Source organism: Actinomadura sp. NPDC048021 (assembly GCF_040653135.1).
Classification (GTDB): Bacteria; Actinomycetota; Actinomycetes; order Streptosporangiales; family Streptosporangiaceae; genus Spirillospora; species Spirillospora verrucosospora.
Window position 1 is genome coordinate 1 of record NZ_JBEZJQ010000011.1, and the last position, 14,071, is coordinate 14,071.

The following is a 14,071-nucleotide window of genomic DNA, read 5'->3' on the forward strand; positions in this document are numbered from 1 at the left end:
GGCGCGCGCATACCCCCCCCGCCCCCGTACAACAGGGTTGGCGCCCGGCGGCACGGCGTCCGGAAGCGGGGGGTGGCCCCCGCCGCCCGCGGCCCCCCCCCCCCCCCCGTCGCGCCCCGCGGCCACCACGCCCCGCCGCCCCGGGGGGCGCCCGCGCGCCGCCCCCAGCCGGTGCGCGAGCCGGTCGGCCCAGGCGCGCAGGCCGGCGGCCGCGGGTCCGGCCGCGTGCGCGGCGAGCCCCTCGACGAAGGCCAGGAGCGGCGGGACGCCCTCGGCGCTGAAGGTCAGGTCCTCCAGCCTGGCCAGAACGCTCCACAGGTCGCCCGGGTCGGCGGCGAGGGCGGGGCCGGAGGGGCCGGCGACCTCCCAGTAGAGCGCGCGGATCGCGGCCGGCTCGACGGCCGCGGAGACGCGGTCGCCCAGGCTCCGCAGGAGGCCGTCGAGTTCCCGGCGCTCCTTCGGGCTGAGCAGCGGTTCGGGAAGCAGCTCCTCGACGAGGTCGCGGAGCTCCCCCATCGGCGTGCTCCCGCGGTGGAACTCCTCGACGATCTCGACCAGCGCGTGGAACGCCCCGGGATAGGGCAGGCACGCGTCCACGAGATGCCAGACATCGGTGATGTCCTTGTCGTCCCGGCTGATCGGGAGGGGATGGCCCAGCCGCCGTTCCAGAAGGGAGACGCAGAGGTCACGGGAGGTGCGCTTGCGCACGGTCTCCAGTTCCCACAGGGCCCGCACGAGGCGGGACTGGTCTTCGAAAGGCAGCGACCATGCCACGTCCGACACTCATCCCCTCCGACACCCAAACCGCACCGGGACCCCCATCGGTGGGGCATATCGTACGCGTTCAGCGAGAAATGATCCCCTGGGGCATTTCCGGCGGTGTGGAATTGTCATAAAGGTCTGTGTCGGAACCGGAGTCCGCGGGCCGGGCCGTGGAGCGGACCCGTCCCGGGACCGCGCGGGCCGCCGCCGCGCACCGGCGGAGCGGCGGCCCGACCACCTCGGCGAGCGCGCCCCTGAGCGTCTGCTGGGAGCCGATGTTCCGCCGTTTCCGCAGCGACCAGAGGCAGCAGCTGCTGACCACGGCGACGCACAGGGTGATCGCGGTGACGACCCCGGTCGCGATCCTCGTGCTCGCCACCAGCGAGAGCAGGTAGCCGGAGAACAGCGACCCCAGGGGGACGGCGCTCTGCGTGACGAGGCTGTTGATGCTGGCCACCCGCGCCAGCATGTCGTCGGGGATCCACGTCGCCTGGTAGACGGTGAGCGCCACGTTCATGTGCGCGCCGATGAAGCTGATCCCGCCCCAGGCGGCGAGCCCGGCCAGCGGGCTGTCGTAGGCCGTCACGATCGCGGTCATCGCGAACCATCCCCAGACGCAGCAGAACAGCAGCCGCATCGGCCGGTTGCCCTGGGCCAGGCGGTAGCGCCGGGAAAGGTGGGACGCCGCGACGGCGCCGAGCGTGCCCCCGAGCCCGGACGCCGCGAAGAGAATGCCGATCATCGAAGTGGAGGAGAACTCCTGGTCCGCCTGCACCACGAGCCTCAGAAAGATGATCTGGAAGGCGAAGTTCGTCACCGCGCACACGGCGATCACCATGCACAGGAATGGGTGGCCCAGGATGAAACGAATGCACTTTCCGAAATCGGTGGGTTCGGGGGCCCGTTGTTCCTCCGGTGCGAAATTCTTCTCCCGCACGCAGTGCAGCGTGAGGGCGGAGAAAAGGGAGGAGAGAGCGTCGGCGGCGAAGGGAAGCGCCCTGTCCAGGCCATACAGGAATCCGCCGAGCGGGCGGCCGAGAAGCAGCGCGATATGGCCCCTTGCCTCGTTTCTCGCCATCGCCTCGGGAAGCTGGTCGGGGCGGACGACGCGCTTGACGACGGCGACCTCGGCCAGGCTGTACAGGCCCGCGAGCGCGCCGTCCGCCGCGGCCGCGCCGACCAGGAGCAGGCCGGGGTGGTAGTGCAGAGCGAGGCCGACGGCCAGCAGTACCGACACGCCGAACCGCGTGTACTGGCAGGTCAGCATGATGCGCCGGCGGTCGAAGCGGTCCGCGAGCATGCCCGCGGGCACGTAGAGGAGGAGCCGGGGGAACGTCCCGGCCGCGGCGACCCAGCCCGCGAAGACCGGCGAGCGGGTCAGCGACAGCGCCAGCAGCGGGATCGCGATGGCCGCGTTCATGGTGCCGAGCTGGGAGGCGGCCGACCCGCTCCACAGGAAGGTGAAATCCCGTGGCATGGACGCTCGTGGTTTCACGTGGACCCGCTCGCGCCGTCGAAAGCGGCCACCTGTTGCATCCTTCCCGGAACCGATGGTGGCCGGTTCGGTCGAGGTGCGACCGGGCGCCGACCAGCGGGCGGCGGCAATGGGTGCGCCGGCCCGAATGGCTTTCCGTCCGACGGCATGAGCGGCGAAAGGAAAACGGTCGAAAAGCTCCGGGCGCGTTCATACCGAGAAGAAAGCCTGCGGCCCCGTAGTGCCGGGGTCGCAGGCAGACTCTAGTGGAGATCGCGGCGAGAAACGGGTCGATTGTCGAAAAACGACTTCCCGCGGGCGAGTCTCGTACGACTCTTGAACGACGGTATGCCGATCGTGGGGATCGGTGCGGGACGCGCTTCCCGCTTCCGCCGCCAGAGGGGCGGCACAGGACGAGCCGCCCGTGGCCCGCGCGGTGCTCCGCACCGGCGGATGCCGGACCAGGGGGTGCGCCGGTCGGCCCCGCGCCGGGAGACGCGGGGGGCCGGCGGCCGCGGGGTCAGCCGAGCTTGCTCTCGAAGCCGGCGGAGGCGATCTCTCCGCGGCTGGGGTCGAGGATCTCGCGCAGGGCCAGTTCGATGGCCGACTCGCCGAGCACGTCGTCGAGTTCGCGGAGCGAGAGTCCGGACACGTCGATCAGGTCGCCGTGGAGAGCGGGTTCCTGCTGCATGGAATCTCCTCGGGCGGGGTCACGCCGCCTGGCGGGTGGGCGGGCGCACAGTACAGGATTGTCCGTGCATGGGCGGCTGACTCCAATGATTACAGAAGAATCCTGCTTTGACCATTGCCGTTCCCGGTCGCCGGTCGACGCTTTTATAGTGCGATCGAAACAGGCGAATTAGCCGGACCGAAAAGAGGGCCCGCAGAAACGGGCGCGGTTCGGATCTGTGACGCGTGACCTATTCCCCCCCTGACTGAATTGGGATAATACGGTAGCTAAGTGCGCATGCCGGCGCAGCGATCCGGCCATGTGGTGATCGGCGGAATGCGAGGTGGACGCGTGTCGTTCCCGGAGACGGCCCCGGCGGTCTGGGGCAAGATCCCGCCGCGGAACAAGAACTTCACCGGACGCGAGGAGCTGCTCACCAAGCTGAAGGCAGGCATCTCCGGCCAGGTCACCGCCGTGCTCCCGCACGCCCTGCACGGGCTCGGCGGCGTGGGCAAGACCCAGATGGCGGTGGAGTTCGCGCACCGGTTCGCCGTGGACTACGACGTGGTGTGGTGGGTTCCGGCCGACCAGCCGTCCCTGGTGCGGCCGGCGCTGGCGTCGCTGGCGCCCAAGCTCGGCCTGACCTCCGCCACGGCCCGGGGCGTCGAGGACGCGGCCAACGACGTCCTCGAAGCGCTGCGCCGCGGGGAGCCGTACCGCCGCTGGCTCCTCATCTTCGACAACGCCGACCAGCCCGAGGACCTCCAGGACCTGCTGCCCCAGGGCCAGGGGCAGGGGCACGTCCTCGTCACCTCGCGCAACCCGCGGTGGGAGGGCGTCGGCCACACCGTCCAGGTCAACGTCTTCAGCCGCGACGAGAGCGTCGCGTTCCTCAACAAGCGCGTCCCGCGCGCGATCGGCGAGGAGGACGCGAACCGCCTCGCCCACGAGCTCGGGGACCTGCCGCTCGCCCTGGAGCAGGCCGGGGCGTTGCAGGCCGAGACGGGCATGTCCGTCACCGAGTACCTGCGGCTGCTCGACGAGTGCACCAGCCAGCTGCTGGCCGAGGGCAAGCCGACCGAGTACCCGGTGTCGATGACGGCGGCGTGGCGGCTGTCGGTGAACAGCCTGGCCGAGAAGGTGCCCGAAGCCGTCGAGCTCCTGCGCTGCTGCGCGTTCTTCGGCCCCGAGCCGATCCCGCGCGAGGTGTTCTCCCGGACCCCGCCCGGGATCAGCCAGCCGCTGGCCGGGCTGCTGCGCAACCCGATCCGCCTCGCGCGGGCCTTCGGGGAGGTCAACCGGTACGCGCTGGCGAAGATCGACGCGCCGAGCCGGACCGTCCAGGTGCACCGGCTGATCCAGGCGCTGCTGCGCGACGAGCTGAGCCCGGCGGAGCAGGCGCGCTTCCGCGGCGAGGTGCACATGCTCCTCGTGGCCGCGACGCCCCCCGAGGACGCGGAGTCGCCGGCGAGCTGGCGGCGCTACTCGGAGCTGATCGGCCACGTGGAGCCCGCCGCCGTCGCCGAGAGCACCGACCCCGAGGTCCGCAAGTTCGCCCTCAACATCGTCCGCTACCTGCGGCTGTCCGGCGACTACGCGTTCGCGCAGCACCTGATCGAACGCCTCCTCGACCAGTGGGCGGCCGACTCCGGGGAGGACGACATCGACCTCCTGGAGGGCAAGCGCCAGTTCGGCAACATCCTGCGGGACCTCGGGGAGTACGGCGCCGCCTACGAGTCGAACCTGAAGGCCATGGAGCGGACGGAGGCGCTGGTCGGCCCCAAGCACCGGATGACCCTGCAACTGCTGAACTCGCTCGGCGCCGACCTGCGGGCGCGCGGGGACTTCTCGGACGCCCGCGACCACGACATGCGCTCCCTGGAACGGCACACGGAGGCGTTCGGCGAGTCGGCGCCCGACACGCTGCGGGTGATGCACAACCTGGCGCTCGACCACGGGCTGAACAGCGACTACGTCAAGTCGAAGGAGCTCCACGAGACCGTCTGCCTGAGGTTCGGGGACGTCGCCCGGGGAACCGCGGTCAACGTCAGCAACGCGCTCGGGGGCCTGGCGCGCGCGGTGCGCCTCTGCGGCGAGTACTCCGAGGCCTGCGATCTGGGTGAGGACGCCTACGCCAAGTGCGTCGACGAACTCGGCGCCGAGCACCCGCTGACGCTGCGCGTGGCCAAGGACCTCTCGATCGCGCTGCGCCGCGCGGGCGAGCTGGACAGGGCCCTGGAGGTGGCGCAGGAGGTCAACGCGCGCTCCGTGCGCCTGTTCGGGCTGGACCACCCCGACACCCTGGCCGCGGCGATGTGCCTGGCCAACGGGCAGCGCTGCACCGGGGACCTGAAGTCGGCCCTGGAACTCGCGGCCGACACGGTCGTCCGCTATCCGAAGGCCTACGGGCCCGAGCACCCCTACAACCACGGCTGCGGCGGGAACCTGGCGCTGCTGCACCGGGTGTGCGGCGACGCGGCGTCCGCGCGGGCGTCCAACGAGAAGGCGCTGGCGGGGCTGGAGGTCAAGCTCGGACGCGACCACCACTACTCGCTCACCGTGGCCACCAACCTGGCCAGCGACCTGCTCGCGCTCGGCGAGGTGGAGTCGGCGTGCAGGCTCGGCCGGGGGACGCTGCGGCGGCTGCGCGCGGCGATCGGGGACGAGCACCCGATGACCCTGGCCTGCGCCGCGAACCTCGCGGTCTCGCTGCGGGAGTCCGGCGACGCGGACGAGGCGGACCGGCTGCACGAGGAGACGATGAACGCCTACTCCAGGACGCTAGGCCTGGAGCATCCGGACGCCGTCGTCGCGGGGGAGTGGCGCAACCTCGACTGCGACTTCGACCCGCCGCCGATCTAGGCGGCGCCGGAGGGCGAGGGATGCCCGGGGTTGCGGCGGCGCCAGGCGGTCAGGTGCCGTCCCGCGGCCTCGCCGCCGCGGCGCAGGGCCTCGGAGGGGACGGGCTCGTCCAGCCAGGCCCGGACGGTCCGGCCCATCTCGCCGACGAACACCTCGCCCTCGGCGGTGAGCCCTCCGCTGGAGGCGAGGGTGCGGATGACGAGGTCCGTGGCGGCGCGCCAGCGCGCGAAGTCGCTCTCGGCCTCAAGGGCGGCCTCGCCCGTCTCGTGCCGGCGCTGGTCCCGCCAGAACCTGGCGATGCCGAGGTGGGCGTAGGCGCCCTGGAGCAGCCCCGCGACGGGCCTCGGATCCTCCCGCCAGGGCGCGTAGTAGGTGGTGCCGTCGTCGGGGCGGGTGAGGTGGACGGCGTCCAGAAGCCCGGTGAGCTTGGTGTGCTGGACCTCGTGGGCCAGCGTGACCGCGAGGAAGCGGGCGTCGGGCGGGCTGGACAGGCCGATGCTGCCGAAAGCGTGCCTGGGCGTCGCGCTGGACTGCCCCTGTGCCGGGGCGACGAGCGGGGTCAGGACGGACACGAAGGCGGCGACGTCCTCCGCGACGCCCGGATGGTGGTCGACCAGGATGCGCCAGGCGCCGTCCAGGACCGTCTGCCAGTGGTCGAGCTCGGCGCCGCTCAGGCGGTGCTGGAGCCGCTCGGCTCCGGGCATGCGGTCCGGGTCGTGGTCGTCGAGCAGGAAGCCGGCGTGCGCGCCGCGGTGTTCGGCGGTCAGCCTCCGCAGGGCCTCCCAGCCGGGCGCGTCCCGGTGGACGTCGGCCGGCAGCCCGATCCGCAGGTTCCCGGCGACGACCTCCGCCCCGCCCGGTCCGGACCGGACGAGCGCGCTCCTCCGGCCGGGGACGAGGGCGCGTCCCAGCCCGGGAAGGACGATCGCCCCCGAGCGCGCCGGCACCTCGATCTCGCAGGGAAGTCGCGCCTTGACCGCCGCCCCGGCGGCGAGGGCGGCGAGGCCGGCCGGGGCGGCGCCGCCTTCCGCGCCGGACGGGCCGGCGAGAGCGCGCCTGGCCCATTCGCCGACGGTCGGATGCCGCAGCACGGCCTCGGCCGCCTGCGGGGCCCTCTGCTGGATGCGTCCGAGCAGGTCGTAGGCCTCCGCGGCCTGGGGGCCGCCCGCGTCGCGCACGCCCCGCAGCAGCAGGAGGCGCTTGCTGTACTGGGCTCTGTGGAGGAGTTCGACCGCGGCCGGGCCGCCCTCGCCCGCGGCGAGCGCCAGGAAGACCTTCTCGGGGATCCGGTGGACGCCCGGGCTCATCCGGTTCCCTCCTGGGACGACACCTTCCTCGTGTACGCCTCGACGTCCTGCGAGACCGCGTCCCGCACGTGGGTGACCAGGCGGAAGAGGTCGCGGCAGTAGACGGACGGGTTGGCGAAGCCGGTGCCGGAGCGGTACCGGTGGGTGTAGAGGCCGCCGCCGCAGACGCGGTGGACGGGGCAGGCCGTACACGCGTCGGCGAGTGCCCGGCGGCCGATCTGGCGCGCGGCCATCGCGGGGAGCATCAGGGCTGCGTCGAAGGTGTCCCTGCCCACGTGCAGTTCGGTGTGCGCGGCGCCCTCGTAGGCGGACTTGAGCGTGTCGACCTGCTCGATGGAGCCGTCGGTCTCCACCACGGCGACCGCGACCGGCGACAGCCCGATCGTCTCGCTGCGCGAGGGGCGGCCGAGCAGCAGCCGGATGATCTCGTCGAACAGCCGGACGCGGGTCTCCCGCACCGGGGTGCGGTACCAGCGTTCGAAGATCGCGACGAGCCAGTCGCCGTACGGTGTCGCGTCGTCGTCGCCGCGGCCCGGAGGCGGGGTGTCCCAGTTGCCGTGCGGGAGCAGGAAGTCGACGGCCGGGGGGCGGTGGGCGAGGAGCGCCTCGTAGGTGGCGACGGGGTCGTTGCGCAGGTCGATCGTGCTCAGCAGGCCGCTGAACAGCCGGCGGTACGCGGGCGTCGTCAGCCGGTGCAGCCCGGTCGTGACCTCCTCGTGGCTTCCCCTGCCGTTGGCGCGGCGGCGGTGGCGGTCGTGGCCGTCCTCGTCGCCGTCCAGGCTGACGCTCGCGTATATGTCGAGTTCGTCGAAGAGATTCAGGTAGACCGAATCGAGGAGGACGCCATTGGTCTGCAAGTGGAAACTCACCGACGTCCGGGAATCCACGGCCGAATTGACCGCCTCGACCGCGTAGCGGATGTGCTCGGGACCGGCGAGCAGCGGTTCTCCGCCGTGCAGGACGACGCCGATCCGGGACAGGTCATTGGAGCGCGCGTGCTCGGCGATGCGGGCGGCCGTGCGGTCCAGGGTGGCGCGCGACATGCGGCGCGGCTGGCGCCGCCAGCTCTGGTCCGCCATCTCGTACATGTAGCAGTAGTCGCAGGCCAGGTTGCATCTGCTGTGGACTTTCAGGACGAACTCGCGGAACGGAGTCGGCCGCCACCCCTGCTCCAGCAGGCTCTGGACGCTCAGGGTGGCCGGCCATTCGTCTTCGGTGGACGTCCGGGCGGCCCCCACGGTCACACCGATCAACTCCCAGCGGGGTTCGCGCAAGTGGATCAAGTTCCCTTTATACATTTATATACGCATTATCATGATCACGGAATCGCGGTCCGGGATTGGTCCCGGCGGCGGATCGGCGCAGGGATCAGCGCAGGGAGCGGCGGGCTATCAGGGCGGCGTTCAGGAGCTGGAGGTCGCCGGGGCGGGCCGGGTCCAGGCCGGTGAGGGCGCTGATGCGGCGAATCCGGTAGGCGACCGTGTTCGGGTGGACGTGCAGGGCCGCGCCGGTCGCGCGGCGGTCCAGGTCGAGCGCCAGGTAGCGCTCCAGCGTGCGCAGCAGGTCGGGCCTGAGGTCCAGGGGCGCCAGCAGTTCGGCGAGCGCGGCGAGCGCGCCGCTCGGACGGCTCAGCTGGTAGTCCAGCAGGACGTCGGCGAGCCGGTACAGGCCGGGCGGGCGGCCCGCCCGGCGGACCAGGTCCATGATCTCGCCGGTCTGGGCGACGGCGCCCGGGACGCCCGCCGGCCCGGTGATCTCCGCGGCGGCCGTCACCTCGATGTCGGCCGCCTTCGCCGCGCCCGCGACCAGGTCGTGCAGGGTCTCCCACCCGGCGGAGTAGGGGAGCAGGGCCGTCCCTCCCGAGGCGTCCAAAGCGGTGAGCGCGGGCTCGTCGGCGACGGCGTCCAGCGCGGTCCGGACGCGGCGGATCTTGCGGCGGGCCGCGATCCGGGCGCGCTGGCCCGACCCGGCCTCGTCCGGATGCGGGCCGAACGCCAGCGCCAGGACGGCGTAGCGGGGCGCCGGGCGGTGCCCCGCGGTGTCCCCCGCCAGCAGCGCGGTCATCAGGGCGTGCCGGCCGCCGTGCTCCTGGCTGTCGAGGATCTGCCTCACCTCCAGGTAGGCGGCGCTGACGGCGGAGGTCAGCAGCCGCTGGAAGTCCAAGAAGTAGCCGAGCGCCTCCTGGAAGGCGGGCAGGTCGTCCGGCTCGGCCCCGGCGGTCAGGTCCTCCCAGGCCATGGCCGCCCCGATCTGGTAGGCGGCGAGGATCGCGTCCAGCGGCACGCCCTCCTCGGCCCGCAGCGCCGCCGAGTCGCGCTGCCGTGCGAAGTCGGCCGCGCGGGCGGGCCGGCGCCGCTCCAGAACGTCCGCGAACTGCCGCAGGCTGTGCTGGACGATCCCGGCGACGTCCCCGGCGACCTCCTCCTGCGGCAGCTCGGCGTAGACGGGCAGCTCGGCGAGCAGCCGCGCCACGACGCGGCGGGTCAGCAGCGGCGCGCGGACCCGCAGATGGGCCGCCACCGGCCGGCCCGCCACGCGCAGCGCCGGCGTCTTGTCCCGCGTCACAACGGCTCCCGGAAGAGTCTGTTTTCGCGCCAATTGAACGGCGTGTCCAGATTCTGGACGATCACGGCGACATCGTCCATGACGCCGGGAGTCAGCTCATGAAGCGTCTGTTCAACGGCCGCCCGTCCACCCCCCGGGCCGTCAGGGGCCGGGCCGCGAGGAGCCGAGTCGCCGGGGGCGCGGTCGGCGCGCTCGTTCTGGCGGGCGCGGCGCTCGGCGGGACGGCCGTTCCCGCGGCGGCCGCCGCGGTGGAGTACGTCGCGCTCGGCGACTCGATGGCGTCCGGCCCGCTCATCCCGGACATCACCGGCCCGGTCGGCTGCGGGCGCTCCACCCGCAACTACGCGCACGTGCTGGCCTCCCGCACGGGCGCCGCCCTCCGGGACGTCACCTGCAGCGGCGCCAAGACCACCCACATGACCCAGTCGCAGAGCACCAGCGTCGGCGGCGTCGACACCGGGACCGTCCCGCCGCAGCTCGACGCGCTCACCGCGTCCACCGCGCTCGTGACCCTCACCATCGGCGGCAACGACGTCGGCCTGGTCGGCATCGCCCAGGACTGCGCCACCCTCGACCCCACCGCCACCCCGTGCAAGGGCGAGTTCGAGGACCAGGTGGCCCAGCGCACCCGCGACTTCGGCCCGAAGCTGTCCGCCCTCCTGGACGGGATCCGCGCCCGCTCCCCGAAGGCCCGGATCGTCGTCACCGGCTATGGCCTCTACGTCAGGCGGAACGGCTGCTGGCCCGTCCAGCCCGTGCTGCCCACGGACGCCAACTTCCTCCAGGGCTCCGTGAACGCCCTGAACGACGTGATCCGCCAGCAGACGACCGCGCACGGCGGGACCTACATCGACCTGGTCACGCCCAGCGCCGGCCACGACGCGTGCCAGTCGGCGTCCCAGCGCTGGGTCGAGGGCTACGTCCCCGTCCACTCCGCCGCGCCCCTGCACCCGAACGCGGCGGGCGAGGCCGCGTACGCCGCCGTCATCGGCGGCGTCCTCGGCGCCTGAGCCCGCTGATGGCCCGTCCCGGCCAGACCTCCGGGCCGGGACGGGCCGTAAGCTTCGTGGCGCCGACGGAGGGGTGATCATGAACGAGCAGATGCGCGCCAACACCGCCGCGTACGAGCAGACGATCCGCTCGACGCTTGCGCTCGCCGGGACGCTGGGCGACGACGACTGGGACCGGCCGACCGAGTGTCCCGGCTGGACGGTCAAGGACCAGTTCTCCCACCTCGCCGGCGTGGAGCGCGACCTGCTCGGCGATCCCGCCCCGCCCGTCGAGCTGCCCGAGTTCGAGCACCTCCGCAACGACTTCGCCCGCTACACCGAGCTGGCGGTGCACGCGCGGCGGCCGGTCCCCGGCCCGCAGGTCGCGGCGGAACTGGCGGACGCGCTCGAACGCCGCCTGGTGCAGCTGGCCGGCGAGGACCCCGACCGCGTCCTGATGTGCCCGGACGGCAGGGAGGGCCCCTACACGCGGTTCATGAAGTTCCGCGCCATGGACTGCTGGACCCACGAGCAGGACGTCCGCCGGGCGGTCGGCCGCCCCGGCAACCTCGACGCCCCCGCGGCGCGGTGCTTCTGGGAACTGCTGAGCCGCCCCCTGCCCCGCATCGTGGCGCGGGCGGCGAAGGGCGCGCCCGGTCGCAGCGCCGTCCTCACGATCTCCGGCCCGCCCGACTTCGAGGTCGCCGTCACGGTCGGCGACGACGGCCGCGGCGCGTGGTCCGACGTCCCGGCGTCCCCGTCGGCGAGGATCGCCATGGACTGGGAGACCTACGTCCGGCTGACCGCCGGACGCTGCGCGGCGGGCGACGTCGCCGTCCGCGCCGAGGGCGACGGGGAGCTGGCCGGCGGGATCCTCGCCACCATGGGCGTCACCCCCTGAGCCGCCGCCCCCGGTCCGCGGGCTCTCAGCGGTGCCGGACGGCGTCCGGGAAGTGGGAGGCGAGCAGGTCGGGGGACTCCTCGCGGCCGTCGAGGACGCGGTTGACGCGGGTCACGGCGCGCCAGCCGGACGGGGTGCGGCGCAGCCGCCAGTGGTTGGCGGTGGCGCGGCGCAGCACGAAGCCGTCCGGCCGCTTGACGATCATGAGGGTGTAGCCGACGGCGGTGGCCTCGTCGCCGGAGAGCGTGACGTGCGGCGGGCCGACGACGTGCGCGCAGCCGCCGGAGATCCACCGCTGGTGGTTCGCCGAGCGGACCATCGCCTCGATCTCCGGGTGCCCGGTCATCATCAGCTCGTCCACGTCGTAGACGCCGTCCGGCTCCCAGAGCCCGGCGACCTCGGCCGCGGAGCCGCTGTCGACCAGCGGCCCGTAGGACAGGATCAGCCGGGTGATCTCCCGCTCGTCCTCCAGGGCGCGCAGCCGCTCCTCGAGGGCGGCCAGCCGGGCTTCGACGCTCACCGCTCCTCCCCGAAGACCAGGCCGTAGCCGACGGCCAGCCCGCGCAGGGCGGCGAGCTGCTCGCAGTAGTGCTCCGCCGACTCCGACTCCATCCGGACGCCGGCGATCGTGGCGCCCGCCTCGCGCAGCCGGGCGAGCGCCGTCCCGGCCGCCTCCGGGGCGCCGATCGGGTCCAGCGGGCGGGACGGCGCGAGGACCACGTCGAAGCCGGGCGGCACGTCGGCGTCCGCGAGCATCTCCGCGAGCGTGCGCAGCGGCAGGCCGAACGGCACCCAGCCGTCGGCGTCCAGCGCGCGGCGCAGCGAGCGGCCCGAGCGGCCGCCGATCCACAGCGGGACGCGGTCCTGGACGGCGTGCGGCTCCACGACGAGCCCGGAGTAGGCGTAGTGCTCGCCGCGGTACTCCGGCGTGCGCCGCGACAGGGAGGCGCGCAGCGCCGCCAGCGCGTCGTCGGCGCGGGAGCCGCGGCCGGCGAACGGCGCGCCGAGCAGGTCGAACTCCTCCTCCAGGCTGCCGACGCCGAGGCCGAGCGTGAGCCGCCCGCCGCTGACCCGGTCGAGCGTGCCGTAGCGCTTGGCGATGGCGAGCGGGTGGTGGTAGCCGAGCACGAGCACCTGCGTGGCGAGCCGGATCCGGGACGTGCGGGCGGCGAGGTGCCCGAAGGTCGCGAGCGGGTCCCAGTAGACGCCGCCGCGCTGCTCGGCGGCCTCGGCCGGGACGGCGACGTGCTCGCTGCACGTCAGGTGGTGGTAGCCGAGCCGGTCGGCGGCCCCGGCGATCAGGGCGATCTCCTCGATGCCCGCGCCGCGCTCCCAGGCGGCATGGCCGGGCGGCTGCGCCACCACCGGCGTGACGATCCCGACACGCATCGCTGCTCCCCTCGTTGGTGGAAAAACGTTCTATCACGGTGGCCGGTCCGACCTGGGGCGCGGTCCCGATGCCGAAGCCTCTGGCTGACCTGGTCTTACTTCTCCTCTTCCGCTGCTAGCAAGCGGTTGCTACATTCCAGGTAACAAGAATTCATTTCAGTCATGTTCTGGGAGGTGCGATGACCGAGGCCACGATGCCGGAGGCAGCCACGCCGGAGGCCATGACCAGGCCGGGGGCCCTGACCGCGCCGGAGGTCATGTCGACCGCGCGCCGGGAGTCGCCGCCGTCGATGATCGAGCGGATGACGCTGATCCTCGACGCGTTCAACGGGCCGACCGCCCGGCTGACCCTGGAGGACGTCGCCCGCCGCACCCGGCTGCCGCGCTCCACCGCGCACCGCATCCTGGACCAGCTCGTCCGGCAGCGCTGGCTCGCGCACCACTCGTTCGGCTACGGGCTCGGCCAGCGCGCCCTCGGCCTCGGCGGGCAGGACGGCGGGCACGGCAAGATCCGCGAGGCCGCCGCGCCGCTGCTGCACGAGCTGCAGGTCACCACCGGGCTCGTCGCGCACCTGGCCGTCCTGGACGGCGCCGAGATCTTCTACCTGGACAAGCTCGGCGGGCGGCTCGCCACCTCCGTCCCCTCACGGGTCGGCGGCCGCGCCCCGGCGCACTGCACCGCCCTCGGCAAGGCGATGCTGGCGTGGCTGGAGCCCGAGCAGGTGGACGCGCTGCTCGGCTCGGGCATCAGCCGCTTCACCAGCCGCACGATCGGCGAGCTCGGCACGCTCCACCAGGAGCTGCACCGCATCCGGCAGCGCCGCGGCCTGGCGTTCGAGCGCGGCGAGTCCTACCCCGGCATCGCCTGCGTCGCCGCGGCGATCCGCGGCGCGGAGGGGCCGGTCGCGGGGATCTCCCTGGTCGGCGACATCCGCGCGCCGCTGGAGAACGTCGCGCCGCTGGTGGTCACCGCCGCCCGCGAGGCGTCGCAGATCCTGTTCCCCGGCTCGGCCCCCGGCGCCCGCGCGGGACGCCCCGGCGGGCGCACCCGGCGCGCCGTGCGGACCGGCGAGGAGACCAGCTGGTCGCCGGAGACGATGAACCGGCTGCTCGCCGTCGACGGGCGCGGCGACTGGATGTGACGGGCGGCCC

At 73.4% G+C, this 14,071-nt stretch carries 12 protein-coding genes; 4 read left to right on the forward strand and 8 right to left on the reverse strand.

The genetic code is table 11. From position 1 onward, the window contains the following. From AB0C87_RS19480 to AB0C87_RS19490, 3 genes are all read right to left on the reverse strand, one after another. On the reverse strand, positions 1-783 hold a 783-nt coding region (locus AB0C87_RS19480), incomplete at its 3' end, for a hypothetical protein (protein WP_360578772.1). A 61-nt stretch (positions 784-844) separates the two neighbouring features. After that, positions 845-2,239 carry an MFS transporter gene (locus AB0C87_RS19485; protein WP_360578774.1) on the reverse strand — a complete coding sequence of 465 codons (1,395 nt, stop codon included), beginning with the start codon at positions 2,237-2,239 and terminating at the stop codon, positions 845-847. A 517-nt stretch (positions 2,240-2,756) separates the two neighbouring features. Next, the gene (locus AB0C87_RS19490; protein WP_345179226.1) at positions 2,757-2,927 is read right to left on the reverse strand and encodes an FXSXX-COOH protein; all 171 of its coding nucleotides are present in this window, start codon (positions 2,925-2,927) and stop codon (positions 2,757-2,759) included. 330 nt (positions 2,928-3,257) lie between these two features. Here AB0C87_RS19490 and fxsT point away from each other — a divergent pair, with 330 nt between their 5' ends. After that, positions 3,258-5,768, forward strand: a complete 2,511-nt coding sequence (fxsT, locus tag AB0C87_RS19495) for an FxSxx-COOH system tetratricopeptide repeat protein (protein WP_360578776.1) — start codon at positions 3,258-3,260, stop codon at positions 5,766-5,768. On the opposite strand, the gene AB0C87_RS19500 is transcribed toward fxsT, so the two are convergent. From AB0C87_RS19500 to AB0C87_RS19510, 3 genes are all read right to left on the reverse strand, one after another. Next, the gene (locus AB0C87_RS19500) at positions 5,765-7,075 is read right to left on the reverse strand and encodes an HEXXH motif domain-containing protein (protein WP_360578778.1); all 1,311 of its coding nucleotides are present in this window, start codon (positions 7,073-7,075) and stop codon (positions 5,765-5,767) included. The two genes, fxsT and AB0C87_RS19500, sit on opposite strands and share 4 nt — an antisense overlap. After that, positions 7,072-8,358 (reverse strand): FxsB family cyclophane-forming radical SAM/SPASM peptide maturase, encoded by a 1,287-nt coding sequence (locus tag AB0C87_RS19505; protein WP_360578780.1) that lies wholly within the window; start codon positions 8,356-8,358, stop codon positions 7,072-7,074. Before AB0C87_RS19505 ends, AB0C87_RS19500 begins: the two co-directional genes overlap by 4 nt. Positions 8,359-8,443: 85 nt before the next feature. Then, on the reverse strand, positions 8,444-9,640 hold the full coding sequence (locus AB0C87_RS19510) for a helix-turn-helix domain-containing protein (RefSeq protein ID WP_360351864.1): 1,197 nt from the start codon (positions 9,638-9,640) through the stop codon (positions 8,444-8,446). A 98-nt stretch (positions 9,641-9,738) separates the two neighbouring features. On the opposite strand from AB0C87_RS19510, the gene AB0C87_RS19515 reads away from it, so the two are divergent. Both AB0C87_RS19515 and AB0C87_RS19520 read left to right on the forward strand, forming a co-directional pair. Continuing rightward, positions 9,739-10,650 (forward strand): SGNH/GDSL hydrolase family protein, encoded by a 912-nt coding sequence (locus tag AB0C87_RS19515; protein ID WP_360578782.1) that lies wholly within the window; start codon positions 9,739-9,741, stop codon positions 10,648-10,650. A 79-nt stretch (positions 10,651-10,729) separates the two neighbouring features. Then, positions 10,730-11,530, forward strand: a complete 801-nt coding sequence (locus tag AB0C87_RS19520) for a maleylpyruvate isomerase family mycothiol-dependent enzyme (protein ID WP_345179239.1) — start codon at positions 10,730-10,732, stop codon at positions 11,528-11,530. Positions 11,531-11,555: 25 nt separating this feature from the next. Here AB0C87_RS19520 and AB0C87_RS19525 read toward each other — a convergent pair whose 3' ends face one another. Together AB0C87_RS19525 and AB0C87_RS19530 are read right to left on the reverse strand one after the other, a co-directional pair. Beyond that, a complete protein-coding gene (locus AB0C87_RS19525) occupies positions 11,556-12,050 on the reverse strand; it encodes a nuclear transport factor 2 family protein (RefSeq protein ID WP_345179241.1) in 495 nt (164 codons plus the stop codon). After that, positions 12,047-12,919: a TIGR03619 family F420-dependent LLM class oxidoreductase gene (locus AB0C87_RS19530; RefSeq protein ID WP_360578784.1), complete on the reverse strand. Its 873-nt coding sequence runs from the start codon at positions 12,917-12,919 to the stop codon at positions 12,047-12,049. The genes AB0C87_RS19525 and AB0C87_RS19530 overlap by 4 nt, the downstream gene beginning before the upstream one ends. A 179-nt stretch (positions 12,920-13,098) precedes the next feature. Here AB0C87_RS19530 and AB0C87_RS19535 point away from each other — a divergent pair, with 179 nt between their 5' ends. Continuing rightward, positions 13,099-14,061: an IclR family transcriptional regulator gene (locus tag AB0C87_RS19535; protein WP_345179244.1), complete on the forward strand. Its 963-nt coding sequence runs from the start codon at positions 13,099-13,101 to the stop codon at positions 14,059-14,061. Positions 14,062-14,071 lie beyond the last annotated feature (10 nt).